The sequence below is a fragment of the Brevundimonas sp. AVps31 genome, assembly GCF_058681355.1.
Map to the genome: position 1 here is coordinate 77,652 of NZ_CM178736.1, position 25,446 is coordinate 103,097.

Annotated in this window: 15 protein-coding genes; 6 read left to right on the plus strand and 9 right to left on the minus strand. The window is 68.2% G+C overall.

All coding sequences use genetic code 11. The features are described 5' to 3' along the window. Positions 1-86: 86 nt before the first annotated feature. The 3 genes from ACW174_RS00285 to ACW174_RS00295 form a co-directional block, all read right to left on the minus strand. Complete coding sequence (locus ACW174_RS00285) at positions 87-1,397, minus strand: alpha/beta hydrolase (protein ID WP_492015702.1); 1,311 nt, start codon at positions 1,395-1,397, stop codon at positions 87-89. A 74-nt stretch (positions 1,398-1,471) separates the two neighbouring features. Then, the gene (locus ACW174_RS00290; RefSeq protein ID WP_492015703.1) at positions 1,472-4,558 is read right to left on the minus strand and encodes a TonB-dependent receptor plug domain-containing protein; all 3,087 of its coding nucleotides are present in this window, start codon (positions 4,556-4,558) and stop codon (positions 1,472-1,474) included. Between the two features lie 32 nt (positions 4,559-4,590). Beyond that, the gene (locus ACW174_RS00295) at positions 4,591-5,880 is read right to left on the minus strand and encodes a dicarboxylate/amino acid:cation symporter (RefSeq protein WP_492017314.1); all 1,290 of its coding nucleotides are present in this window, start codon (positions 5,878-5,880) and stop codon (positions 4,591-4,593) included. Positions 5,881-6,184: 304 nt separating this feature from the next. On the opposite strand from ACW174_RS00295, the gene ACW174_RS00300 reads away from it, so the two are divergent. Next, positions 6,185-8,005 carry a sensor histidine kinase gene (locus tag ACW174_RS00300; protein ID WP_492015704.1) on the plus strand — a complete coding sequence of 607 codons (1,821 nt, stop codon included), beginning with the start codon at positions 6,185-6,187 and terminating at the stop codon, positions 8,003-8,005. Continuing rightward, on the plus strand, positions 8,002-9,339 hold the full coding sequence (locus ACW174_RS00305; RefSeq protein ID WP_492015705.1) for a sigma-54-dependent transcriptional regulator: 1,338 nt from the start codon (positions 8,002-8,004) through the stop codon (positions 9,337-9,339). The genes ACW174_RS00300 and ACW174_RS00305 overlap by 4 nt, the downstream gene beginning before the upstream one ends. 7 nt (positions 9,340-9,346) lie before the next feature. Here ACW174_RS00305 and ACW174_RS00310 read toward each other — a convergent pair whose 3' ends face one another. Continuing rightward, on the minus strand, positions 9,347-10,249 hold the full coding sequence (locus tag ACW174_RS00310) for an ROK family protein (RefSeq protein WP_492015706.1): 903 nt from the start codon (positions 10,247-10,249) through the stop codon (positions 9,347-9,349). Between the two features lie 92 nt (positions 10,250-10,341). Here ACW174_RS00310 and cysD point away from each other — a divergent pair, with 92 nt between their 5' ends. Together cysD and cysC are read left to right on the plus strand one after the other, a co-directional pair. Further along, on the plus strand, positions 10,342-11,244 hold the full coding sequence (cysD, locus tag ACW174_RS00315) for a sulfate adenylyltransferase subunit CysD (RefSeq protein ID WP_492015707.1): 903 nt from the start codon (positions 10,342-10,344) through the stop codon (positions 11,242-11,244). Next, a complete protein-coding gene (cysC, locus tag ACW174_RS00320; protein ID WP_492015708.1) occupies positions 11,244-13,052 on the plus strand; it encodes an adenylyl-sulfate kinase in 1,809 nt (602 codons plus the stop codon). Before cysD ends, cysC begins: the two co-directional genes overlap by 1 nt. A 22-nt stretch (positions 13,053-13,074) precedes the next feature. On the opposite strand, the gene ACW174_RS00325 is transcribed toward cysC, so the two are convergent. The 5 genes from ACW174_RS00325 to ACW174_RS00345 all read right to left on the minus strand — a co-directional run bounded on the left by ACW174_RS00325 (position 13,075) and on the right by ACW174_RS00345 (position 23,718). Next, positions 13,075-18,597: a Calx-beta domain-containing protein gene (locus ACW174_RS00325; protein ID WP_492015709.1), complete on the minus strand. Its 5,523-nt coding sequence runs from the start codon at positions 18,595-18,597 to the stop codon at positions 13,075-13,077. A 182-nt stretch (positions 18,598-18,779) separates the two neighbouring features. After that, on the minus strand, positions 18,780-19,049 hold the full coding sequence (locus tag ACW174_RS00330; RefSeq protein ID WP_492015710.1) for a SemiSWEET family sugar transporter: 270 nt from the start codon (positions 19,047-19,049) through the stop codon (positions 18,780-18,782). Continuing rightward, positions 19,046-19,513, minus strand: a complete 468-nt coding sequence (locus ACW174_RS00335; RefSeq protein ID WP_492015711.1) for a low affinity iron permease family protein — start codon at positions 19,511-19,513, stop codon at positions 19,046-19,048. The genes ACW174_RS00330 and ACW174_RS00335 overlap by 4 nt, the downstream gene beginning before the upstream one ends. 230 nt (positions 19,514-19,743) lie before the next feature. Continuing rightward, positions 19,744-21,045, minus strand: coding sequence for an amidase (locus ACW174_RS00340; protein WP_492017315.1), 1,302 nt, complete (start codon positions 21,043-21,045; stop codon positions 19,744-19,746). Between the two features lie 393 nt (positions 21,046-21,438). Further along, positions 21,439-23,718: a S9 family peptidase gene (locus ACW174_RS00345; RefSeq protein ID WP_492015712.1), complete on the minus strand. Its 2,280-nt coding sequence runs from the start codon at positions 23,716-23,718 to the stop codon at positions 21,439-21,441. A 516-nt stretch (positions 23,719-24,234) separates the two neighbouring features. On the opposite strand from ACW174_RS00345, the gene ACW174_RS00350 reads away from it, so the two are divergent. Together ACW174_RS00350 and ACW174_RS00355 are read left to right on the plus strand one after the other, a co-directional pair. Further along, on the plus strand, positions 24,235-25,059 hold the full coding sequence (locus tag ACW174_RS00350; protein ID WP_492015713.1) for a ferredoxin--NADP reductase: 825 nt from the start codon (positions 24,235-24,237) through the stop codon (positions 25,057-25,059). Further along, positions 25,031-25,387, plus strand: a complete 357-nt coding sequence (locus ACW174_RS00355; RefSeq protein WP_492015714.1) for a chorismate mutase — start codon at positions 25,031-25,033, stop codon at positions 25,385-25,387. The genes ACW174_RS00350 and ACW174_RS00355 overlap by 29 nt, the downstream gene beginning before the upstream one ends. The last annotated feature ends 59 nt before the right edge of the window (positions 25,388-25,446 follow it).

Below are 25,446 nucleotides of genomic sequence, written 5' to 3' on the forward strand. Positions count from 1 at the left end.
TGGTAAATCCCCCGATAACCTGTCCGTAAAATCCCTTATTCAAGGGCAATGAACAAGGGATTTCGCGCGTCAGTGGAATACGGGCGCTAGGGCGTTGTTAAAAAAAGACACGTTTTCGCCGGGCGTCTGGCCAGGCAGGCCTGCTGGAAGCCCGCAGGGTCCGGGCGGACCCCGGTCGTGATCCAGGTTTCCAGGGCGTCCAGCGCCGTCAGATAGCCGCCGTCCTCCAGCTTGCTGTGCTGGTCCTCATCCGTCAGCGCCTGCGCCAGAAGGGCTGAACGGCCGGCAGCGGCAACGGTTCGCGCGTATTCGGCATCCGCCAGATAGGTCACGGTCGGATCATGACGGGCATGGATCGTCACCGTCGGCGCGACGATCAGACCCGACAGATCGGCGTCGTAAGCGAGCTGTTCGACCGCCCTCGGATCCGCCGTGAATCGCTCGACCCCGGCGTTTAGCGCCACGTCGTCCGACGAGCCCGAATACACGGTAAGGCTGTTATCAAACGGATTCAGTCCGCCCAGCCGCTTCTGCACCAGGTCCTGGAACAGGAAGGTGGCCCAGCTCAGGTGCGCGACCAGTTCATCCTCCTCGACGCCGGTCACGGCCAGGATATCGCGCAGCTTGCGCGTCTGGTCCGCCCGGCGCTCGCGTTGCGACAGGCCCACACCCGTGCACTCGACCACCCGGCGACGCAGTTCGGCGCGGGTCATGGTGGCGTTGGCGGGCAGGCCCTGCCAGACCGGATAGGCGCCGTCCTGCCGCGACGGGTGGTTGCCGCAGTAAAACTGATAGACCGCCCGAAGGTCGGCCCGGAACTGATAGGCCCGCGTCCCGCCCATCAGAACGCCGTTGGTCAGGAACACGCCGTCATAGTTCAGCCGCCCGGCGTCGTCCTTCCCGTACAGCTCCGCCGCCTTGGCCGCGACGTTCCCGCCCCACGACTGGCCGTGCAGGATCGTCCGCTCGGGTCGGCCGAACTGGTCCCAGAAGATCTTGCGGCTGTTGTCCGCGTCCTCGGCGGCCATGCGGACGCCGTATCCGCCCCGGCGGTAGGTCGATCCGATCCAGGCGTAGCCCTGCTTCACCATGACCGCGAACCGGTCCAGGTCCTCCAGCGAGTCCGCCGCCTCCGGCGCCCCGGTGCGGGGGCCCCCGTGGGCGTGGACGATCAGCCTGTGGTTCCACGCCGACGGCATGGCGATGATGTACCCGGCGCCGTTGACGTCCCGGCCCGACAGGCACCGGACCTCACGCCCCACCGAGGCGGGACAGGCGATGCTCGTCTGCTCGCCCGCCGTCAGCGGCGACAGGGCCGGAGGCGAGACGGTCTGGGCGCAGGCGGCGACGGGCGCCGCCAGCATCAGGGCTCCGAACAGGGCGGCCAGTCGCATCATGGATCGTTCTCTCGCAAAAAGAGGTCCGGCGCGGGTCGGGGGAGGATCGACCCGCGCCGGATGTCAGCCCGGTCTTAGAACGTCTTCGAGATGTCGACGTACCAGTAGCGGCCATACGGGCGCTGGACCGAGCCGAGATAGCCGCCGTCCGCCAGCGACGGACCTTCATCAGTCAGGTCGCGCACGCCGACACGCAGTTCCGTTCCCGCCGCGGCCCCGAACCGGTCCTCGAACTCGTACTGGCCGTACAGGTTGAAGACCATCTGGTCGGTCACCTCCCATGCCTGACCGGTCGAGCTCAGCAGGCTGGTCTGGTAGACCTCGCTCACATACTGGGTCGAGGCGCCGACCCGCCACGGACCGTGCCGCCAGGTAAAGCTGGCGTTGACCTTCCATTCCGGGCGGCCGTTCTGCGCGATCAGCTGGCTGGAGTCCGGCAGCGGGGTCAGGGGGTCGATGATCCCTGCCTCACGGGCGGCGTAGAGGGAGTCGACGATCTCGCCCGGCGCGCGCGAGAAGGTCAGCAGCTGCTGGGCATTGGCGCGGAAGATGAAGGTGCCCCACGCCGTCCGGCGCTTGGCCCACGAGAAGCCGAAGTCCAGGCCTTCCGCCGTCTGCGGCAGCAGGTTGATGAACCGGTCGCTGATGGTTTGGGCCGTTCCGACCGCGGTCAGGCCGGTGCCGTCGAACAGGTCGATGTCGTCCTGGGTCGGGGCCGAGCGCACCACGTTCGGGTTGGTCCCGCCCTGCACCCGGTTCAGATACTCCAGCGCCAGCGCCGTCTGGGCGCCCAGCAGGCCGACGATCTGCTCCTGCTCGATCTTCCAGCGGTCGATCGTGAAGGTGAAGTCGCCCAGCACCTCGGGCAGGAAGGTCGGCTGGAACACCACGCCATAGGACAGGTTGGTGCTCTCTTCCGGCTTCAGGTCCGGGTTGCCCGCGATCTGCAGCGAGACGCTGGCCGTTCTGGCGCATTGGGTCATGTTGGCGATCGTGCCGTTGCGGATGTCCGCCTCGCAGCGGAGGAAGTCCGGGGCGCTGGCCAGACGGGCGTACTGGGTCGCGTTCACCTGCTCCAGGTTCGGCGCGCGGAAGCCTTCCGAATAGGACCCGCGAAGACGCAGGCCGTCGACGACGTCCCAGGCCACGGCGATCTTGGGTTTGCCGACCGAACCGAAGTCCGAATAATGCTCGAACCGGCCCGCCAGCTGCACGTCGATGCTCTGCACCAGCGGGATGTTCATCTCCGGTGAGACCACCGGGATGGCGAACTCCACGAACGCGCCCGAGACGGTGCGATCGCCCTTGGTGTCCGGGTTGGGGCTGACCGCCGAGACGTTCGACACATTGGTTTCGCCCGTCACCATGTCCACGAAGGTAAAGGTGCCGTCCAGGTTCTCGTCACGGTCGTCGCTTTGCGTCTCGCGACGGAACTCGACGCCCAGGGCCATGCCCACCGGCCCGCCCGGCAGTTCGAACAGATCGCTGCGCGACATCTTGAAGTCGGCCAGCGCCAGCGTGGTGCGCGACAGGCGGCGCATGTCGAAGGTGATGGCGTCGATCGCCGCCTGCGACGACGGGTTGCAGTCGTTGAAGCTCGGCGTGTCCACGCACCCGCCGTTGAACGGGTTGTAGGCGTCCGGCGTCGACAGGGCGAGCTGGGCCTGCAGGGCGGTCATGTTGATGTTGGGCGAGATGTCCTCGGCCTCGGCCTCGGAGTACAGCAGCGCCGTCTCCCAGTCGAAGCCGCGCCATTCCCCGCGCAGTCCGCCCAGGAAGCGCGACTGGTAGTTCTTGACCACCACCTCCTGGAAGCCGGTATCCGCGAAGCGGTAGTTGCCCAGCCGCACCGCCAGCCCACCCACGGGCACATTGGTCAGGTTCGGCAGGCGGTTCGGGTTCGGCGCGCCGTTCAGCGTCACCGGGCCGAACGGGTTGTAATAGTTGGTGGCCGGAATCCACAGACTGTTCAGATTGATGACCGGCGGCTGGATGGCCCGGCTTTCGGCGGCGTAGAACGAGATTTCGCCAAAGGCGGTGATGGTGTCCGTCAGGTCGTAGTGACCCGTCAGGAAGACATTGGCGCGCTCGACCGACGGACGCACGGTGGTGCCCTTGCGGGTGTCGAACCGCATCTCGCGGTTGACGCCGTTGTAGGCGGCCGCGCCGCTGACCAGACAGGTGGCGCCCAGATCGACGCCGACGCAGCCGAAGCTCTCGGGCTGGTAATGGAAGGCGCCGGCCGCCGTCGTCACCACCACGCCGTTGGATCTCGGCCGGGTCGCCGTGGTCACCGGCGCGATGCTCAGCGCGGCCCAGGTCGTGTGGGATGAGCGACCGTCTGGCACGTTCGAGGTCTCATAGCCGGGGAAGCCGGCGAAGAACGGACGCAGATCGTCGGTGGACGTGAAATCCTGCTCGTCCGCCATCAGCTTGGTGCGGCTGGAATAGTTGGCGAACAACGAGACATTGCCGCGATCAAAATTGCGGCCCGCGAACACGTTCACGTCCAGCTCGCGCATGCTGGTGCCCTCGGCGCCGCCGTAGCGGGTTTCGAGAGTGAGGCCGTCGAAGTCGTCCTGCAGAACGGTGTTGACCACGCCGGCCACGGCGTCCGCGCCATAGATGGCCGCCGCGCCGTCCAGCAGGACCTCGACCCGCTCCAGCCCGGCGACGGGGATGGCGTTGGAATTGTAGCTCAGCACCGGCACCGTGCCGGTGTCGGACGTGCCCTGGCTGGTCGGGTGCTGCACCATCCGGCGACCGTTCACCAGCACCAGGGTATTGCCCACGCCCAGCGAGCGCAGGTTGACCGAGTTCACGTCGCCGCGCGCCGAGTTGGAGGTCTGCGGATTGTTGGCGCTGTCGAACAGCACGTCGCCCATCTGCGGGATGGAGCGCAGCAGGTCATCGCCGGACACGGCGCCGACGGCGTTGATCTGTTCCTGATCGACCACCACCACCGGCAGGGCGTTGGTGGTCGAGGCGCCGCGGATTTGCGACCCGACGACCACGACCTCGCCCAGCTCGGCCGAGTCCTGCGGAGCCGCCTCTTCAGGGGCCGTCTGGATCGGCGCGTCCTGCGCCGCCGCCGCCCCTGCCGTGAGCAGGGCCAGAACCGCCGCGCCGCCCAGCAGCGCGCCTCTTTGCATCGACTTCATTCCCGTTCCTCCCATTTAACCCCGCCGTTTCTTTAGTCGGCTGTCAGGTTTCCCTTGTCCCCCGGCCCGGCGGCCGGATCCGGCGGCGCGGCAAGCGCCTTCGGTGTTGATTTCAGCGCGGCATGGAGCGCGTCGCGGTCCAGCTCACCCTCCCAGCGGGCGACGACCAGGGTCGCCACCGCATTGCCCACGAAGTTCGTCAGCGCCCGGCACTCGCTCATGAAGCGGTCAATGCCGAGGATCAGCGCCATGCCGGCCACCGGCACGGTCGGCACCACCGCCAGCGTCGCGGCCAGGGTGATGAAGCCCGCGCCGGTGATCCCCGCCGCGCCCTTGGAGCTCAGCATGGCGACCAGCAGCAGCAGGATCTGCTGCTCAAGGCTCAGATGGATGTTCATGGCCTGGGCGATGAACAGCGCCGCCATGGTCATATAGATGTTGGTGCCGTCCAGATTGAACGAATAGCCCGTCGGCACGACCAGCCCGACCACCGACTTGGGTGCGCCGGCGGCTTCCAGCTTCTGCATCAGGCTGGGCAGGGCCGCTTCCGACGACGAGGTGCCGAGCACCAGCAGAAGCTCTTCCTTCAGATAGGCGATCAGCTTGAAGATCGAGAAGCCGTTGGCCCGGCAAACCAGACCCAGCACGCCGAGCACGAAGACGAGAGCGGTCAGGTAGAAGGTGGCGATCAGGGCGAACAGATTGGCGATCGCGCCAACCCCGTAGGCCCCGATGGTGAAGGCGAAGGCCCCGAAGGCGCCGATCGGCGCGGCCTTCATCAGGATGGCGACCAGACGGAAGATCACCTGGCTCAGCGAATCCAGCGCCCGCACCACCGGCTGCGCCGGGGCGCCGACGATGGCCAGCGAGATGCCGAACAGGATCGACACGAACAGGGTCTGCAGGATGTTGCCCTCGACGAAGGCGCTCACCAGCGTCGTCGGGATGATGCCGGTCAGGAAGCCGACGATGGTCGATTCATGGGCGGCGGCGGCGTACTGGGCGACCGCACCGGAATCCAGCGTCGCCGGATCGATGTTCAGGCCACGGCCCGGCTGCACCACATTGGCGATGATCAGGCCGACGATCAGGGCCAGGGTCGAGAAGACGAAGAAATAGGCGAACGCCTTGCCGGCCACCCGGCCGACGCGTTTCAGGTCGCTCATACCGGCGATGCCGGTCGAGATGGTCAGGAAGATCACCGGGGCGATGATCATCTTCACCAGCTTGATGAAGGCGTCGCCCAGCGGCTTCAGATCCTTGCCCAGTTCAGGGAAGAAATGGCCGATCAGCCCCCCGGCGATGATGGCGCCGAGGACCATGACGTACAGGCTACGGTACCAGGGCTTGCGCGCGGCGCCTGCCTCCGGCGTGGATGCAATCTGGATCAAAAGACCCTCCCGAAGAGACCGCTTGCCGGTCCCGGTTTGATTCACCGTCTGTTGCGATGACGTGGCGCCATTATCGGGAGCCCCGGTCCGGCCTCGCAAGCGAAAGGCCGACAACGTGTATCGCACTGACTTTTATAAGCTTACTGGGGATTTCGCAGATGCAAAAATCAAAGTTTGAGCGGTTTTCCGCACACATATTCTCGACATCTGTGCGAAATCCCGCATTAGTCCCGGCATGCGCCGATTTCTCGATTCCGCACACGACCAGTGGCGCGTCTTCGCCGTCTTCTGGCTGATCGTCGCCGTCGCCGCCGTGATGTTCGCGGGCGAGATCGCCCGGCGGGACGCCCGCGCCGACGCCCTGCGGCAGGCCGCCACCGCCACCGCCCTCCATGCCGCCGTCCTGCGCAGCGAGCTTGAGCGCCATCGCTCCCTGCCGATGGTCCTGGCCCAAGATCCGGACCTTCAGGCTCTGCTCAGGGATCCCGATCCGGCGGCCGTCGATCGGCTGAATCGCAAACTGGAAGGTCTGGCGCGCGAAACCCGCGCCGCCGTCATCTATGTGCTGGACACCCGCGGCGTCGCGCTGGCGGCCAGCAACTGGAACCAGCCGATCAGTTTCGTCGGCTCGGACTACCGCTTCCGCCCCTATTATTCCGAGGCCCTGCGCGACGGTCAGGCCAGCTTCTTCGCCCTCGGCACCGTCAGCGGCCGGCCCGGCCTCTATCTGTCGCGCCGGATTTCCGGCCCCGATGGCCGCCCCCTCGGCGTCATCGTCGCCAAGGTCGAGTTCGATGCGCTGGAGAGCGACTGGCGCACCTCGGGCGAGCCGACCTATGTCACCGACGGCGACGGCGTCGTTCTGATCACCACCGTCTCGGACTGGCGCTTCCACACCACCGGCGCCCTGCGTCCCGACCGGCGTCAGCGGCTGGCGGTGGACCAGACGGCGGGCCGCGCCGACCTCTCCGCCCTGCCCTTCGAGGCGCTTCAGCCCGGACTGATCCGCCTGTCCCGCGACGTCCCGCCGGACCTCTACGCCCGCGCCTCCGCCCCCATCCCCGAGATCGGCTGGCAGTTGCATCTGCTGTCCCCGGCGGGGACCGGCATGGCCCGCGCCATCATGGCCGCCCGTGTTCTGGCCCTGCTCAGCGTCGCCCTGCTGGCCGGCCTGACCGGGGTCCTTCTGCGCCGTCGCCAGCGCGCCCGCACCCGCGCCGCCGAGGACGAAGCCGCCCGCATCGATCTGGAACGCCAGGTCGACGCCCGCACCGCCGAACTGCGGGACGCTAATGACCAGCTCAGCCGCGAGATCGACGAACGCCGCCGTCTCGAGAAGGGCCGTCAGGACCTGCAGGACGAACTGATCCAGGCCAACAAGCTGGCGACCCTCGGCCAGATCGCGGCGGGCGTGGCGCATGAAATCAACCAGCCCCTGGCCGCCATCCGCACCCACGCCGACACGGCCTCCGTCTATCTGGGCCGACAGGACGCCGCCGCCGCTGCCCGATCCCTGACCCGCATCGGAGAACTGACCCAGCGCGTCGGCGCCATCACCGACGAGCTCCGCGCCTTCTCGCGCAAGACCCGCTCCGGCGCCGTGGCTGTCGGCGTGGACGCCGCCATCGACGGCGCCCTGCTGCTGGTCGGCGCCCGCCTGCGCGAGCAGGGCATCACCCTCAAACGCACCCGGGGACCCGAAGGCCTCGAGGTGCTGGCCGAGCGTAACCGCCTCGAACAGGTCGTGCTCAACCTGCTCCAGAACGCCATCGAGGCGCTGGACGGCGTGTCGGACCCGGTCATCGACATCTCCGTCGCCGTGCGCGCGGGCAAGGTCACCGTCCGCGTCGCCGATACCGGCCCGGGCGTCTCGGCCGAGGTCCTCGACCGCCTCTTCACCCCCTTCACCACCGACAAGCGCGACGGCCTCGGTCTCGGTCTCGTCATCAGCCGGGACATCGTCGCGGGCTTCGGCGGCGAACTGTCCCACGCGCCCTCCACCGCCCGATCCGGTGACGGCGCCGTCTTCAAGATCGTACTGGCCAAGGCCGAATGAGTTTCCAACCGTGCAACCGCATCGCTCTGGTCGAGGACGACGACGCCTTCCGCGCCGCCCTCGCCGAACGCCTGTCCCTCGAAGGGCTGGCGGTGTCCGGATTTCCCTCCGGCGACACCGCGCTGAAGGCGCTCGACGCCCGCTTCGACGGCGTCGTGGTCACCGACCTGCGCATGCCCGGACTCGACGGACGCCAGCTGGTCGACCGCCTCGCCGTCATGGACCCCGACCTGCCCGTCGTCGTCATGACCGGCCACGGCGACATCGCCGAGGCGGTCGATGTCATGAAGCGCGGCGCCTACGACTTCCTCGCCAAGCCCTTCGCCCCCGAACGCCTGCTCGAAACCCTGCACCGCGCGCTGGAGAAGCGGGCCCTGGTGCTGGACAACCGCCGCCTCGCCGCCTTGGCGATGGACGACGAATGGTCGATCCCGCTCAGTGGCGAAAGCCGCGCCGTCACCGCCCTGCGCGCCGCCATCCAGCGGCTCGCGGACGCCGAGGTCGATGTCCTGATCGAGGGCGAGACCGGAGCGGGCAAGGAGGCCGTGGCCCGCGCCATCCACAACGCCGGTCGCCGCCGGGTGAAGCCCTTCGTCGCCGTCTCCTGCGCCACCCTCCCCGAGACCGGACTGGAGACCCAGCTGGTCGGGCACGCCGCCGGCGCCTTCCCCGGCGCCCTGCGCCGCCGCGAGGGCCAGATTGAACAGTCGCATCAGGGCAGCCTCTTCCTCGATGAGATCGACCTCGCCCCCCGCGCCGCCCAGTTGCTGCTCCTGAGGGTGCTGGAAGAACGAGAGATCATGCCCGTCGGCGCGGGCGAGGCCCATGCGCTCGACCTGCGCATCGTCGCCGCCACCAAGGCCGATCCGGCCGAGGCCGTCGCCCGCGGCGATCTGCGCGAGGACCTTTTCTACCGCCTCAATGTCGTGCGCGTCCGCATCCCGCCCCTGCGCGAGCGGCGCGAGGACGTGCCCCTGCTGTTCGCCCGCTTCCTCGACCGCGCCGCGCGCCGTCTGGGCCGGAACATCCCGACCATCGACCACGCCATCCGCCGCCGCCTGCTGGAGCACGACTGGCCGGGCAATCTGCGCGAGCTGTCCAACTACGCCAGCGAGGTCGCGGTCGGCATCGCCGCGCCCGCCGAGCGGCTGGAGACGGACCGGAGCCTGTCGAAACAGGTTCAGGACTATGAGGCTGAACTGATCCGCGAAGCCCTGACCGCCCACGCCGGCGACATGCGCCGCGTCACGGAAAGCCTGCAGATCCCGCGCAAGACCCTGTACGACAAGATGGCCCGCCACGGCATCCAGCCGTCCGAGCACCGACGGCGCTGAACCGCGGCTAGAGGGCGGTCAGCCCCACCGCGATCGCCCCCATCGGTCCGGCCTTCGAGCCCAGTCCCGGCGGCTGCAGATAGGCGTCCACATCCGCCGCGATGGCCCCTGCGGTCCCGTAGCCCGCCAGACTTTCGACCAGCGCGGCGCGCAGGCGTTCGAACAGCCACGGCTGGCCATCCGCCACACCGCCGCCGATCAGGATGCGCTGCGGACAGGCGGTCAGAACCAGGTTGTGCACCATCCCGCCCAACGCCTGCACCACCATGTCCCAGACCGGATCATCGGGCGTCAGTTCGCCGCCGGGCCTGCCGGCGCGCGCCTCCACCGCCGGACCCGACGCCAGCCCTTCGACGCAGTCGCCGTGGTAGGCGCAGACGCCCGGCCAGTCGTCGCCCGGCAACCGCCCGACCTTCAGGTGACCGACCTCCGGATGCCCCAGCCCGCGCACGGTCCTGCCGTTGATCACCAGCCCGACCCCGATGCCGGTCCCCACCGTGGCGTAGGCGTGGCTGTCCAGCCCCCGCGCCGCGCCCCACCGGCCCTCCGCCAGCGCCGCGCCGTTCACATCGGTGTCCAGCGCCACCGGCACGCCGAAGCCCCGGTGCAGCACATTCAGGTCGGCCCAGCGCCACGCCAGCTTGGTCGTCTCGGTGACATGGCCGTACTTTTCCGCCTGCGGGTCCAGCTCCACCGGGCCGAAACTGGCCAGTCCGATGGCGTCGAAGCCCGGCCCCGCCGCCCAGCGCTCCAGCACCGCCCGGATGGCGCCCAGCGTCTCGTCCGGCGTGGTCGTCGGCAGGCGCACCTCGTCGCGAATGTCGTCCGGCCCGGACGCCAGCACGCAGACACATTTCGTGCCGCCCAGTTCGATGCCCGCAATCAGCGGGGAAGCGATTCCCGTAGTCATGGCGGCACCCTGCCGCGTCACGCCGCGTTCCGCCATGCCCCCGGGGCCGACGCACCCTTGGCGCCGCCCGATTCCGCCGTCACTGGTAGGGAATGGGGCGAGACGACGATCTTCTGGACGGGCTGGAGGCCGAGGCCCTGCACATCATCCGCGAGATCGTCGCGGAGACGGAGCGGCCGGTCATGCTGTTCTCGGCGGGCAAGGACTCCGCCGTCATGCTGCATCTGGCGCGCAAGGCCTTCGCCCCCGCGCCCCTGCCCTTCCCCCTTCTGCACGTCGATACGATGTGGAAGTTCGCCGAGATGTACGCCTTCCGCGATGCGCTGGCCGCCCAGCCCGGAACGACCCTGATCATCCACCGCAACCCGGACGCCGAGGCCGCCGGGATCAATCCCTTCGACCACGGAGCCTCGGTTCATACCGACCTGTGGAAGACGCAGGGACTGAAGCAGGCGCTGGACGCCGGACGCTTCGACGCGGCGTTCGGCGGCGCCCGGCGCGACGAGGAAAAGAGCCGCGCCAAGGAGCGGATCGTCTCGGTCCGCACCGCCGCCCACGGCTGGGACCCGCGCGCCCAGCGCCCGGAACTCTGGAGCCTGTACAACACCCGCCGCACCGACGGTCAGACGTTGCGCGTCTTCCCTCTCTCCAACTGGACCGAGCTCGACGTCTGGCGCTACGTCCAGCGCGAGGGGATCGCCCTGCCTGACCTCTACCTGGCCGCCGACCGGCCGGTGGTCGAGCGGGACGGCGCCCTCATCCTCGCCGATCCCCGCCTGCCGCTTCGCCCCGGCGAGACCCCGACCCGGCGCCGCGTGCGCTTCCGCACCCTGGGCTGCTGGCCCCTGACCGGCGCGGTGGAGAGCGACGCCGACACCCTCGACGCCGTCGTCGCCGAGGTCGCCGCCGCGACCGTCTCGGAACGTCAGGGCCGCGCCATCGACCACGATCCCGCCGCCTCCATGGAGCGCAAGAAGCGCGAGGGCTATTTCTGATGCCCTTATCCACTCACGGGCCGGTCCGCCTGATCACCTGCGGCTCCGTCGATGACGGCAAGTCCACCCTGATCGGCCGCCTGCTGCTTGACGCCGGGGCCGTCCCCGCCGATCAGCTGGCCGCGCTGGGCCCCGATCCCGACCTCTCCCTGCTGGTCGACGGCCTGTCGGCGGAGCGGGAACAGGGCATCACCATCGACGTCGCCTACCGCTACTTCGACCTCGAGGGCCGCCGGTTCATCCTCGCCGACACCCCGGGGCATGAGCAGTACACCCGCAACATGGCCACCGCCGCCTCCACCGCCGATCTGGCCGTGGTGCTGGTCGATGTCCGCAAGGGCGTCCTGACCCAGACGCGCCGCCATACCCGCATCCTGTCGTTGATGGGCGTTCGCCGCGTCCTTCTGGCGGTCAACAAGATGGATCTGGTCGGCGGCTCGAAAGAGACGTTCGACGCCGTCGCCGCCGACTACGCCGCCTTCGCCGCCACGCTCGGGCTTGAGGACGTCACCGCCGTGCCGCTCAGCGCCCTGACCGGGGCCGGCGTGACCCGGCGCGATCCGACCCTGTCCTGGTACGACGGCCCCCTCCTGTCGCAATGGCTGAAGCAGGCGCCCGCCCCGGACGTTGTCGACGGCCCCTTGCGCCTGCCGGTCCAGACCGTGATCCGCCACGGCGAGCATCGCGGCTTCGCCGGCCGGGTCGCGAGCGGCGCCATACGTCCCGGCGATCCCGTCCGCGTCCTGCCCTCCGGCGCCGAGGCCGTGGTCGCCTCCATCAGCGGCCCCAGCCCGGAGCGCGCGTGCGCGGGCCAGTCGGTCAGCCTGACGCTGGACCGTCCCGTCGACGTCTCACGCGGCGACTGGCTGGTCTCGCCCGACGCCCCGCCCGCCGTCGCCGACCAGTTCGAGGCCCATCTGGTCTGGATGTCGGACCAGCCCCTGCTGCCCGGTCGCACCCATGACCTGAAGATCGGCGCCCTGACCGTCCCGGCGCGCGTCATGGAGATCAAGCACCGCGTCGATCCCGACAGCGGCGAGGCGCTGGCCGCCCGCACCCTCGGCCTGAACGAGATCGGCCTGGTCACCCTGTCGCTCGACACCGCCGTCGCGTTCGAACCCTACGCCGTCAGTCGCGACCTCGGCGGTTTCATCCTGATCGACCGGATGAGCTCGGCCACAGCAGGCGCGGGCATGATCCGCTTCGCCCTGCGTCGCGCGACCAATATCCAGCCCCAGGTCCTGAGCCTGACCCGCGCTGACCATGCCGCGCAAAAGGGCCAGACGCCGCTGGTCCTGTGGTTCACCGGCCTGTCCGGAGCGGGCAAGTCGACCATCGCCAACCGGGTTGAACAGCGTCTGTTCGCCCAAGGCCTGCACTCGACGCTTCTGGACGGCGACAACGTCCGGGGCGGGCTGAACCGCGATCTAGGCTTCACCGACGCCGACCGGGTCGAAAATATCCGGCGCGTGGCCGAGGTGGCCCGGCTGATGACCGACGCCGGCCTGATCGTGCTGGTCTCCTTCATCTCGCCCTTCCGCGCCGAGCGCGACATGGCCCGCGCCCTGATGGCGCCCGGCGAGTTCATCGAAATCCATGTCGACGCCCCGCTGGAGGCCGCCGAAGCCCGCGACGTGAAGGGGCTCTACGCCAAGGCCCGGCAGGGCCGCCTCGCCAACTTCACCGGCATCGACAGCCCGTATGAGCCGCCCGTCGCGCCTGACCTGCGAATTGACACGACCGCCTGCTCTCCCGAACAGGCGGCCGATCTCGTCATGGAACTGGTCAGAGCCAGACAGGGACGCTGAGGTCCCCGGCCGGCCCTGATCCTCAGGCCAGCAGATAGTCACCCGGCAGCAGATGCAGCGGCTGATCGCCGTGCCCGCCCGTGACGTCGTGGTTCACGCGATCGACCATGAACGCCAGGGCGTCGTCGGCGGTCGGCAGAACCAGAGCCTCATCGAAATGCTTGTCGAACAGGTAGAGGTCATCTCCGCCCGGCAGGACCAGCGGCTGATCGTGGCCGCTCTTCATCACCGGCAGGAAGTCGTCATCGACCAGCGTCGGCAGGGTCAACGCCCCGCCGGCCTTCTCCGACAGCGCCGGCGCGGTGATGGGCGACAGGAAGCTGGTGATGTTCGAGAACTGCAGTTGCTCGACACCGCTCACCAGGGTCGTGCCGTCCCGGCCGTTGACGTTGTCGACGACCTGATAGGTGTCCCCCCCCATATAGGTGACCTGATACTCTCCGGCGATCCCGCGAAGCACCACGGTGTCGGACCCCAGACCACCGTTCAGGGTGTCGTTGCCGCCCCCGCCGATCAGGGTGTCATTGCCGGCCCCGCCGGTGATGACGTTGTTCAAGGCATTGCCCGTCCCGTTGAAGGCGCCCGACCCTGTGTAGGCCAGGTTCTCCAGATTGGCGCCCAGCGTATAGCTGGCGTGGCTGGTCCGGACCGTGTCGACGCCTTGGTTGGCGAACTCGGTGATCGTGTCATTGGCGGTGACGACATAGGTGTCGTCGCCCTGACCGCCCTGCAGGGTGTTGGCCGCGCCATCACCGCCGATCAGGGTGTCGTTGCCGTCCAGACCCAGCAGGATGTCGGCGCCCAGGCCGCCATTCAGCACATTGTCGCCCGCCGAACCGAACAACAGGTCGGCGAAGGCCGAACCGATGGCGTTCTCGACCGAGGAATAGACATCGCGCGCGCCGAAGCCGTCGTCGAAGCTGAACTGGCCCGACAGGCGAACGCTGACCGCCCCGCTCGAGGTCGAATAGTCGACGGTGTCGATGCCGGCGCCCCCGACCAGAATGTCCGCGCCCGCGCCGCCGATCAGCACGTCGTTGCCGTCGGCTCCGTTCAGGATGTCGGCGCCGCCGTTGCCCCGGATGGTATTGTCCGCAGCGTTGCCGATGCCGTTGAAGTTGGCCCCGCCCATATAGGTCAGGTTCTCGACATTGGCCGCGAGGGTGAAGGTCGCCAGACTGGTCTGGACGGTGTCGATGCCCTCATTGGCGGCCTCGAAGATCGTGTCCTGCGCCGTCACGATGTACAGGTCGTCGCCCTGACCGCCGTACAGTTCGTTGGCCACGCCCGAACCGCCCGCGAGGGTGTCATTGCCCGCCAGCCCCAGCAGCACGTCGCGGCCCAGTCCGCCGTTCAGCACATTGACGCCGTTCGAGCCGATCAGGGTGTCGTTGAACGCGGACCCCGTGATGTTCTCGATGCTGATCAGGGTGTCCACGCCGCCGAAGCCGTCGTTGCGGGTCACGCCGCCGTTCAGGCGCACATCCACCCCTGCGGCTGCAGAGGCATAGGACACTTCGTCCACACCGCCGCCGCCGTTCAGGACGTTGTTCTGGGCATTGCCGACCAGGAGGTTGTCCTGGCCGTTGCCCGTGCCGTTCAACGCCGTCCCGGTCAGGACAAGCGTCTCGACATTGTCCGAAAGGGTCCAGGACACGGACGCCTGCACCGTGTCGAACCCGCCGTTCGCCGCCTCGACGACCACATCGCCGGCGTTGTTCACGACATAGGTGTCGTCGCCGCCCAGCGCCGCCATCGTATCGGCGCCCGCCGTTCCGGTGACGGTGTTGGCGCCCGCGCCCACGACGACCAGTTGCGCCAGCAGGGCATCGTGATCGCTCGCCTGCGTCGGGATGAAGCTGTTGATGTGGATGCCGTCGAACTGCGCGCCGCCCAGCAGGCCGCCCGAGACCAGCATGTGATCCAGCGTCTGCGAGTTGCCGCCGAAAGCGTAGGAATAGCGCTCCTCCGCCGGCAGCAGGCTCCACAGATTGTTCAGACCGCCGTCTTCCAGCAGCGAGACCGACTGCTCGAAGTAGAAGGCGTTGAAGTCGCCCGACACCACGACGTGGGCGTCGGGATCGACCAGACGCAGTTGGTCCAGATAGGCCTCGATGGCCAGCGACTGGGCCAGACGACCGCCTTCACCGGCGTTCGCGGGCGGCTGGGTCGAGCCCATGTAGGGATCGCTTCCGATGCGCGAGGTCGAGTGGATCGACAGGGCGGTGATGATCTCGCCGTTGAACTCGAACTGCGCCGACAGCGGCTTGCGGCTGCCGGTGAAGGCGGGGTCCAGCAGGGCCACGGCCGAACCGTTGACGTAGTCGACCCGGTCCGGATTGTAGAGGAAACCGTTGCGGATGTTGCCGCCCGGCTCGCCGCCTGACGAGCCTTCCGAGGCGGGCGGCACTTCCACGTAGACATAGGTCGGGCCGCCGTTGGCGATGATCTGGTTGATCAGGGCCTGCGCCGACGCCTGCCCCGACAGGGTGCCGTCGTTGCCGTCCTGCACCTCGATCAGGCCGATGATGTCCGGTGTGCCCATGTTGATGACGATGTCACGGGCCAGTTCGCCGATCCGCGCGCCGTCGCCCGGATCAAGGTTTTCGACATTGTAGCTGGCGATGGTCAGGTGCTCGTTGGCGCCCGTGTCCGCCTGCACCAGGGCGGTGGTTTCCTCACCCGCCGTCACATCCGACACCACGGTCACCGGATCGCGCACGATCAGTTCGTATTCCCCGCCGAAATAGCTGACCACGCCGGTCACGTCGCCCAGAAGGTCGCCGACAGAGTGGTTCGGCGTATAGGCGCCCGAGATGGTCGAGTCGTCGTAGATGATCAGCTTCTCGGGGTTCTGGTCGCCCGCCGAGTTGGTGATCCCGCCCCGGTCGTTCATGCCGGTCGCGTCAGCGCCCTGATTGGCCACCACATAGGTCGAGCCGGCGTCGGTGTCCGACACCGCCTGCGCGTCCCGCACGGTGACCAGCATGCCTTCCATCGACTCGTAGAAGTCGGCGCCGTCGGCGTCCGGATCGAACGAGGTGAAGTTGTCGTCGTCCACCACCGAGGTGGGCGGCGTGTACTCGCCCACGCCGTTGCCGATGTAGGTCATCTGCACCGTGCCGGTCCCGTTGGCCGAGTAGTTCAGCCCGTTCGCGCCCGCGGCGATCTGGGTGATGCTCAGGCTCCCGGCCGCGCCGACGAACTCCTGCACCACGCCCGCCACGGTCACCGCGCTGCCGATCACGATGCCCACGGGCGCCGTGCCGGTCGAGATGAAGATGGCGTCCGAGGTGGCGCGGTTTCCGTCGCCGTTCGGGTCCTGGATGTAGAAGCCGTTGTTGTCGATGGCGGTGACCACGCCGGTCGTGGTCACTTCCTCGCCGACATAGGTCGAGATGTGGCCGGCGCCCTGGATCGTATAGATCGCCGTCAGGTCGTCGTTGGTGATCGTGCCGACCGCCACGCCGTCGGTGATGACGGCGTCATTGGTCGCGTTCGACAGGTTCAGGGTGAAGCGCTCGGTCGCTTCCGAGGCCGTATCGCCGCTGACGGTGATGGTCACCGTCTGCGTCATCTGCCCGTCCGCGAAGGTCAGCGTGCCGCTGCCCGCGGTATAGTCCTCGCCCGCCGTGGCCGTGCCGTCGTTGGTGGCGTAGTCGACGCTGAACGCGCCCGTGCCGTCGGCGCGGGTGACGGTGAAGGTCAGGGTCACCGTGCCGCTGTCGCCCTCGACCACCGCGACGTCGGCGACCGACACCGTCGGCGGGGTCGCATCGTCGTTGGTGATATAGCCCAGACCCGTGCCGTCGCCGATCACCAGACCGCCCGTCGCGTTCGACAGGCGGACTTCCAGATGCTCGGTCAGTTCCGGAGTCACGTCGCCGAAGACGGTCACGGTGAAGGTCGCGGTCAGTTCGCCGTCCGCGAAGGTCACGGTGCCGTTGGCCCGGCCATAGTCCGAACTGGCGTGCGCGTCCGTGCCGTCGACCGCGATAGGATCATTCGTCGCCCAGTCGACGGTCGCCGCGCCGACGCTGGTCGTGCGGGTCACGGTGAAGGTCAGGATCGTGGCGCCGCTGTCGCCCTCGGCCACCGTCGCGTCACCGACCGACACCACCGGGGTGAAGGTCTGGCCGCCGTTGACCCCGCCGGCGGTCGCGCCGGTGATCACTTCCCATTGGAAATTGCTCTGCCCGCCCGTGCCGACCCGGCCGATGGAAGTGCCGTTGGCGTCGCCCGGCTCTTCAACGCCCGCGCCGACGTCCACGCTGGTCATACCGCTGGCCGGACCGTTGGTGGCGGTCATGGCGCCTTCGTAGCTGATGAACTCGACCACCTGGCCACTGCTGTTGACCAGGGCGATGCCGTCCGGCGAGCCGTTCTGGATGCCCACGGCGGCGAAGCTCAGCACGCCCATGCCGTTCTGCAGGTCAGCGAAGGCGCCCGACAGATTGATGGTCGTGTACGACTGGCCGTTGCCGCCATTGTACAGCACCAGCGTCCAGCCCGTCAGGTTCGTGCCCGCGCTGCCCGCGATCTCGATGAACTCACCGGCGTCGGTGCCCGCGTTGTCGTAGTGGAACTCGTTGATGAAGGGCGTCACCGCCCCGGCCGGCACATCGTTGTTCAGGATCGTGCCGACGCCCGCGCCGTCGGCGATCGTGCCGGTCGACGGGTTGGTCAGGGTGATGTTCAGCGTCTCGTCGCCCTCGACGGTCGCATCGCCGTTGATCGTGACCGTGACGGTGGTGGTCGTCTGGCCGTCCGCGAAACTGGCCGTGCCGGAGGTCGCGACATAGTCCGATCCGGCCGTAGCCGTGCCGTCCGAGGTGGCCCAGTTCACCGTCGCGGCGCCCGCGCCATTGGTGCGGCTGATCGTGAAGGTCATGGTCTGGGCGCCGGTGTCCCCTTCGGTCACCGAGGCGTCGCCGATCGAGAAAGCCATGCTGCCGCCCACGCTGAAGCTGCCGGGCGGCGTCTGGTTCGTGGTGTCGTTCAAAGTCCAGTTGGCGGTGTTGCCGATCAGCGCCAGCAGTTCCGCGCGCGTGCCGGACACTCCGCCCGAATAGGCCGCGTTGTCGATTTCGTTCAGCGCCACCGCCGTCTCGCCGGCCACCAGTCCCGTCGGCAGGGCCGAGGCGTTGGTGTTGTTCGCCGCGGCCCCGGTCTGCCAGACGCCCGCGCCTTCGTTATTGACCGCGTACAGGAAGTTCGGGCTGCCGCTGCCGTCCTGATAGGCGATGATCTGGTCGCCGCTGGTCGAGAAATTGACGTCGCCGTTGTCGGTCACCGTGCCGACATTGACCGTCGAGACGGTATTGGTGGTGTCGATGGTGATGACCGTGCCGCGCGGCACGCCGCCGGCCGGCGCCGTCCAGGTGATCGTCCCCTCGCCGGTGCGGAAGGCGCTGCCCAGCCACGAGTTGTCGGTGAATTTGATCACCTCTCCCGGTGCGATGTCGACAAGGCTGACGAACGAGAAGGTCTTGTTGGTGTCCGCGTTCATCGAGATGATCGCGATATCGCCGGCGGCCAGGGTCATGTTCGTCCTCGGTCAATACCGGACGTGCATCAGCCGCCCGGCGCAAAAAGCTCCGGGGTCGGGCCACTCGGACGTGGCGACGATCCCCTTGGAATTTCCGAGTTTTGACCGGCGCCAAACGCGATATCAAGACTTTCTTAAGACTTAAAACCGTCACCAAACAGCCATCTTGATGAACGGCCTCAGGTTCCGCGTTCGAACCGCCATTTCATGGCCAGAACCCCGCACGCCATCACCAGGGCGCAGGCGTTGGCGATCGTCACCGGCCAGGCCTTGGTCATGACGCCGTAGACGGTCCACAGGACGAAACAGGTCACCGTCAGCGAATAGGTCTTCAACGAGATCGCCGAGGCGTCCTTCTCCTTCCAGATCTTGATCATCTGCGGCGCGAAACTGGTGATCGAACAGAGTGCCGCGCCGGTACCCACGATGTTGGCGATCAGGTCGCTCATGAGGCCTTGCCCTTCGGCGAGGCCGCGGCGGCCTTTGCCGGCCCGGGTGCAAGGTCCTCGACCCGCTTGCCGCGCCGCCCCCTGATCGGTCCGGCCGGCTTGCCCTGATGCACCGCGATGCCGCGCGCCTCGACCTCGGTCAGGATGGCGTCCAGTTCGCGCTCGGTCAGATGTTCGATGCCGATGAAACGCGAGTCCGCCTGTTTCACCGCATAGACCAGCTCGTCCAGCTTGGCCTGCATCGCCGCCCCGTCCCGGTTCTGGGTGTTCTGGATCAGGAAGACCATCAGGAAGGTGATGATGGTCGTGCCGGTATTGATCACCAGCTGCCAGGTCTCGCTGAATCGGAAGATCGGCCCCGTCACCGCCCAGGCCAGCACGATCCCCAGACAGGCGATGAAGGTCCATGGCTTGCCCGCGATCTTCGCGGTCAGGGTCGCGAACTTGACGAACAGCTTTTCCATGACGGCTCAATCCAGGCGAATGGTGAAGGTTGCGTCGGGCTGCCGACACGAGGGCCGCTCCATACACCGCGCGAGCTAGTGATTAGTGGTTAGTGATTAGCGGATGGCTTCCTCCCTGCCCGGGAGGCTCCGTCGAACGGCCGTTCTCCGGCCTATCCAGCCACTAGCCACTAACCACTAACCACTTCCCAGGCACCAGTCCCAGAGCAGGCCCGCCCCCGCCTCCGGAGCTAGCGCCCCGTCGGCGCCCGCCGCGCCTGCGTCAGCTGCTCGAAGGCATACCCCAGCGACAGAACCTTCGCGTCCTCCCACTTCCCGGCCATGACGCTCAGCCCCACCGGCATGCCCCGGTCGAACCCCATCGGCACCGTCAGATGCGGATAGCCCGCCACCGCCGCCAGCCGGCTGGCCGAGCCCTGCATGTCGTCCTCGTCCTCGCGGTCATTGGTCCAGGCGCGCGAGGTGGTCGGCGCGATCAGGGCGACCACATTGTGATCCGCCATCATCCGGTCGATCCCCTCGGGACCCGCCGCCCTCAGCGACCGCGCCCGGGCCTCGACATAAACGGGGTCTTCCAGCCCCGTCGTCGCCTCGGCCCGCAGGAACAGCTCCTGCCCGAACAGCACCGTCTCGCGCGGCTCGGCGTCATTGAAGGCGATCACCTCGGCCAGCGTCCGCGTCTTCACCTGCTCCGGGTCGGTCGAGGCCAGATAGGCGTTCAGGTCGACCTTCAGCTCGGTCATCAGCACCTGCAGCTCCCAGGTCCCGATATTGCGCCAGTCGGCGGGCGGCTCGGTCACGTCCACGATCACCGCCCCCGCGTCGCGCATCACCTGCAGCGACCGCTCGAACTCGGCCCGCGTCTCCTCCGAATAGGACGGCATCAGGAACCGCATCACCCCGATCCGCGCCCCGCGCAGCGACCCGGCGTCCAGAGACGCCGCATAGTCCACCTTGCGCGCGTCGGCCTCCGCCGTCGCGGCGTCCAGGGGGTCCGCCCCGGCGATGACCGTCAGCACCCGCGCGGCGTCCTCGACCGTCGTCGTGATCGGCCCGGCGGTGTCCTGCGAATGGCTGATCGGCACGATATGGGTCCGCGACACCAGCCCCACCGTCGGCTTGAACCCCACCACCCCGTTCACCGAGGCCGGACAGGTGATCGATCCGTCCGTCTCCGTTCCGATGGCCAATTCGGCCACGCCCGTCGCGACGGCCACGGCGCTCCCCGAGGACGAGCCGCACGGGGTGCGTTCCAGGTCATAGGGATTGCGGGTCTGACCGCCGACCGCGCTCCAGCCGCTGATCGAGTTCGACGAGCGGATGTTGGCCCACTCCGACAGATTGGCCTTGCCCAGCAGGATCACCCGCGCGGCCCTGAGCCGGGTCACGATCGGCGCATCCCTGCCCGGCGCATTGTCCGCCAACGCCAGCGAGCCCGCGGTCGTCGGCATGTCCGCCGTTTCGATATTGTCCTTCAGCACAAGTCGTCGCCCGCTGATCTCGGTTAGCGGCGCGTCCGGCGTGGCCGTCATCACCGCGCCCGGCAGCATGGGCGCCAGAACCTCGGGCGCGCTCCAGCGGATCATGCTGCCCGAGCGCCCGTCATAAGCCTGATATTGCGCCATGACGTTTTCCGCCGTCAGCGGCGGACGCAGCGGGATGCCGACGACCGGTTCGCGCGTCACATAGACTCCGGGGGTCGCCTGCGCTGCAGCGCCACCCGCCGTCAGCAGCAGCGCCGCGGCCGCTCCAACCAAAGCCCTCCCCTCGAGGGAGAGGGTTGGGAGGGGGGGTGACAGGCTGCGTCCGGATGAGCCGCGAGAGGCTTCGTCGCACTGATGCCCGCGTTGCTCGCGCCATACTCTGATCATCACTGCCTCCACCCCATCTCCAACCCCTTACCCCTCGAGGGGATGGGGCGCCGCTTAGTGCGACCGCGTCCCGATCGTCCGGTCCAGGAAGTCCAGATACGTGCGCCACTGCTGCAACTGCCGCTCGTTGCCGCGCACCCCGTGCCGCTGCCCCGGGTACAGCATCAGCTCGAACGGCTGGCTGTTCTGCTGCAGCGCGTTGATCACCCGCGTCGAGTTCTCAAGGATCACGTTGTCGTCGGCCATCCCGTGCATCAGCAGCAGCCGTCCGGTCAGGTTCGGCAGGCGCGGTATGACGTCCGAGGCGGCATAGCCCGCCGCGTTCGCTTCCGGCGTCGACATGTAGCGCTCGGTATAGGCCGTATCGTACAGGCCCCACTCCGTCGGCGGGGCGCCCGCCAGCGCTCCGGCCAGCCCCATCTGCGGCTCGGTCGCGGCCATCAGGGTCATGAAGCCTCCGTAGGACCAGCCCATCATGGCGATGCGTGCATCATCGACGTAAGGCAGCGATCTCAGATAGTTGGCCCCAAGAACCTGATCCTCCATCTCAGGCTGACCCATGCGCAGATACAGCGCCTGTTTGAACGCCGCAGAGCGATCGCCCTCGCCGCGATTGTCCAGCCGGAAGACGATGTAGCCAGCCTCGGTCAACAGTTGATTGGTCGAGCCCTGCCAGCCGCGTTTCACGCCCCCGCCCGACGGTCCGCCATAGACCTGCATCACCACCGGATAGGTTTTCGTCGGATCGAACCCGGGCGGCGTCGTCATCTGCCAGACCAGGGTCTCGCCGTGGCTTTCCAGCGTGCCGAAGGTGACTTCGCCCCGCCGCGACGCGAACGGATAAGCCGGATGCCCCGGCTCCAGACGGTTCTCCTCGATCCAGCGGATGCGCGTCCCGTCGGCGCGGTACAGGGCCGACTGCGACGGGGTGTTCAGGTCGGTATAGGTGCCGACGAAGGCCGTCCCCGTCTTGTTCATCGACGCGCCCCACCAGCCGCCGGCCGAGGTCACCGCCACCGGCGTCATGGTCCGGCGGAGCGAGGCGCGGAACAGCTGCTGTTCGATCGGCAGCTCGCGTCCGTCCCTCATCGAGGCGGTGAAGAAGACCTCGCCCGTCTGTGCATTGACGCCCGACAGACCCTTGACCGGATACCGGCCCGAGGTGATCGCGCGGATGCGGCGACCGTCGCGGTTGTACAGATACAGATGCTTCCAGCCGGTCTCCTCCGACGACCAGATGAACGTCCCATCCTCAAGGGCGCGGAAGTCGTTGTTCAACGGAACCCAGGCGTCCGACCGCTGACTGGCGATCACCCGCGACGCCCCCGTGGCCGGATCGACGCTCAGCAGGTCCAGCGTCTTCTGGTCCCGCGACAGGCGCTGGACGTACAGCACGCCGCCGTCCGACGACCAGTTCACCCGCGCCAGATAGATGTCGGCGTTGGCGCCCAGGTCGACCTTCACGCGCTGGCCGCTCTCGCGATCGTGCACATACAGTTCGACCACCGCATTGGGACGCCCGGCGCGCGGATAGCGCTGCGCCACCGTCGTCGCCCCGCCGCCGGTGATGTCCAGACGCGGGATGATGTCGACCGTGCTTTCGTCGGTGTGCTGCAGGGCGATGTAGCGCTCGGTCGGGCTCCACCAGTAGCCGGTGTCGCGATCCAGCTCTTCCTGAGCGATGAACTCCGCCGTGGCCCAGGTCTTCAGCCCGTCGCCGTCCGCGGTGATCGCCGTCTCGGTGTTCGAGGCGAGGTCATAGACGACCAGATCCTGGTCCCGGACGTACGAGACGAAATTGCCCTTCGGCGACACCTTGGCGTCGATCTCGTCCGCCTCGGTCTCGGTCAGGCGACGCACCTGTCCGCCCTCGCGCGCGGCCAGGAAGATGTCGCCTTCCAGAGGCGCCAGGATGTAGCGGCCCTGGTCGTCCCACGAATATTCGACCACGCCACGCTGGCTGATGCGCATCCGCTCGCGCCGCGCCTTCTCGGCCTCCGACAGCTCGCCCGCGTCCGGGACCAGGGCCCGGGCGTCGATCAGCTTGAACGGCTCACCCTCGCCCGTCGGCGCGGCCCACAGGTCCTGCACGTCCACGTCATCCTCGCGCGAGCGCAGGAAGGCCACCAGCTCCCCGTCCGGCGACAGGGTGACCCCCTTGGCCACCGGTCCGGCCAGCGACGGATTGGCGAACACCCGCTCGGGCGTCAGGATCGCGCTCCCGGCGGTCGCCTGGGCGGTGGCGGCGGTCACGGAAGCCTCCTGAGCCATCGCGGCGGTGAAGGGCGACAGCGTCGCCACGAACAGGGTGGAGGCCAGCAGAAGATTACGCATGAACGCCGCACGAATGTTTTGAACCGGAGGCGGACGCTAGAGCCGGAATCCCGTCCCGTCACCCCCCGCCACGCCCGACACCGTCCAACCCCGCCGAATCGCGGCGCCGGGCCCTGTCTTCCCTGATGCCTGACGATCTTTGGTTGATCACAACGAGCACGACGGGGGCACAACGGACACGGCGGGTCCGGTGCGGCGCCGGGAGCGATCGCATGCATCCTGGACTCCGATTGCGCGCTCCGCGCGCCGTCTCCCGGGAAAAGACGACAGGTGAACAGGGCGCGGTCCCGTTGTGTTCGTTGTGCCCCCGTCGTGCCCGTTGTGATGAACCTGCCCCTCGCAGGGAGGACACGACCAATCCTGACGCACCCCCATGCCAACATCTCTCACGGTCTTTGACATCGGCGCCCGGGAGTCTCGGGAAGACAGGGTTTCGGCACTTTCCACCCAACCCGACCGATCCCGCGACACCGCCGCCCTTCCCCCCCGCCGCCTCACCCCCTAAGAAGCGCCGCAATGACCGACGCCGTCGCCCCTCCCCCCGCCAAGGCCTCGCCCTTTCATGAGCTCGAGGTTCTGACCGTCCGCCACTGGACCGATCAGCTGTTCAGCTTCCGCATCCGCCGCCCCGAGGATTTCCGCTTCCGCTCGGGCGAGTTCGTGATGATCGGCCTGCCGAGCGAAGCCAAAGACGGAGTGGCGGGCAAGCCCGTCCTGCGCGCCTACTCCATCGCCAGCCCGCACTGGGATGAGGAGCTGGAGTTCTTCTCCATCAAGGTCCCCGACGGCCCCCTGACCTCGCGCCTGCAGAAGATCCAGCCGGGCGACACGGTCCTGATGGGCAAGAAGCCGACCGGCACCCTGGTGCTGGACGCCCTGACCGGCGGCGAACGCCTCTGGCTGATCGGCACCGGCACCGGCCTGGCCCCCTGGCTCTCGGTCGCCCGTGATCCGGACACCTACAGCCGCTTCGGCCAGGTCATCGTCTGCCACACCGTCCGCAACGTGGCCGATCTCGCCTACCGCGACTTCTTCACCTCGGGCATCCACGGGGACCCGCTGGTCGGCGACGAGGCCAGGGCGCAGCTGGTCTATTACCCCACCGTGACCCGCGAACGGTTCGAGACGCCCGGTCGCATCACCGACCGCATCAAGTCCGGCGACGTCTTCGCCGACCTCGGCCTGCCGATCGGCTTTTCCCCCAACACCGACCGCGTCATGCTCTGCGGCTCGATGGCCATGATCAAGGAAACGGGCGAACTGCTCGAGACCTGGGGCATGAAGGAGGGCTCGAACGCCGAGCCCGGCGACTATGTTCTGGAGCGCGCCTTTGTCGGTTGAGTCCCCCACTGTCGTGGCGATCGACGCCCGCGTCGCGCCGGAGGCCTGTCTGTCGATGGCCGAGGTCCGCCATGGCGTCGACGCCCTCGACCGCGCGCTGGTGACCCTGCTGGCCGAGCGTCAGCGTTACATGCACGCCGCCGCCCGCATCAAACCCAGCCGCGACGTCGTCCATGACGACGCCCGGATCGAGGATGTGGTCGCCAAGGTCCTGGCCGCCGCCGCGCCCGCCGGCCTGTCCGCCGACATCGCCGAACCCGTCTGGCGCACCCTCGTCGACCGCTGCATCGCCCACGAGTTCAGCGTCTGGGACAAGACGCGGACTTAAGCGTTCCTCCCCCGGGGGCGGGGGACCGCGCGTAGCGTGGTGGAGGGCCCCGGCGGCAG

Bases quoted from the DNA above. Each gene is read 5' to 3' on its own strand.
- ACW174_RS00285 (WP_492015702.1), bottom strand. From the start codon at position 1,397: ATGATGCGACTGGCCGCCCTGTTCGGAGCCCTGATGCTGGCGGCGCCC.
- ACW174_RS00290 (WP_492015703.1), bottom strand. From the start codon at position 4,558: ATGAAGTCGATGCAAAGAGGCGCGCTGCTGGGCGGCGCGGCGGTTCTG.
- ACW174_RS00295 (WP_492017314.1), bottom strand. From the start codon at position 5,880: ATGGTCCTCGGCGCCATCATCGCCGGGGGGCTGATCGGCCATTTCTTC.
- ACW174_RS00300 (WP_492015704.1), top strand. From the start codon at position 6,185: ATGCGCCGATTTCTCGATTCCGCACACGACCAGTGGCGCGTCTTCGCC.
- ACW174_RS00305 (WP_492015705.1), top strand. From the start codon at position 8,002: ATGAGTTTCCAACCGTGCAACCGCATCGCTCTGGTCGAGGACGACGAC.
- ACW174_RS00310 (WP_492015706.1), bottom strand. From the start codon at position 10,249: ATGACTACGGGAATCGCTTCCCCGCTGATTGCGGGCATCGAACTGGGC.
- cysD (WP_492015707.1), top strand. From the start codon at position 10,342: ATGGGGCGAGACGACGATCTTCTGGACGGGCTGGAGGCCGAGGCCCTG.
- cysC (WP_492015708.1), top strand. From the start codon at position 11,244: ATGCCCTTATCCACTCACGGGCCGGTCCGCCTGATCACCTGCGGCTCC.
- ACW174_RS00325 (WP_492015709.1), bottom strand. From the start codon at position 18,597: ATGACCCTGGCCGCCGGCGATATCGCGATCATCTCGATGAACGCGGAC.
- ACW174_RS00330 (WP_492015710.1), bottom strand. From the start codon at position 19,049: ATGAGCGACCTGATCGCCAACATCGTGGGTACCGGCGCGGCACTCTGT.
- ACW174_RS00335 (WP_492015711.1), bottom strand. From the start codon at position 19,513: ATGGAAAAGCTGTTCGTCAAGTTCGCGACCCTGACCGCGAAGATCGCG.
- ACW174_RS00340 (WP_492017315.1), bottom strand. From the start codon at position 21,045: ATGACGGCCACGCCGGACGCGCCGCTAACCGAGATCAGCGGGCGACGA.
- ACW174_RS00345 (WP_492015712.1), bottom strand. From the start codon at position 23,718: ATGCGTAATCTTCTGCTGGCCTCCACCCTGTTCGTGGCGACGCTGTCG.
- ACW174_RS00350 (WP_492015713.1), top strand. From the start codon at position 24,235: ATGACCGACGCCGTCGCCCCTCCCCCCGCCAAGGCCTCGCCCTTTCAT.
- ACW174_RS00355 (WP_492015714.1), top strand. From the start codon at position 25,031: ATGTTCTGGAGCGCGCCTTTGTCGGTTGAGTCCCCCACTGTCGTGGCG.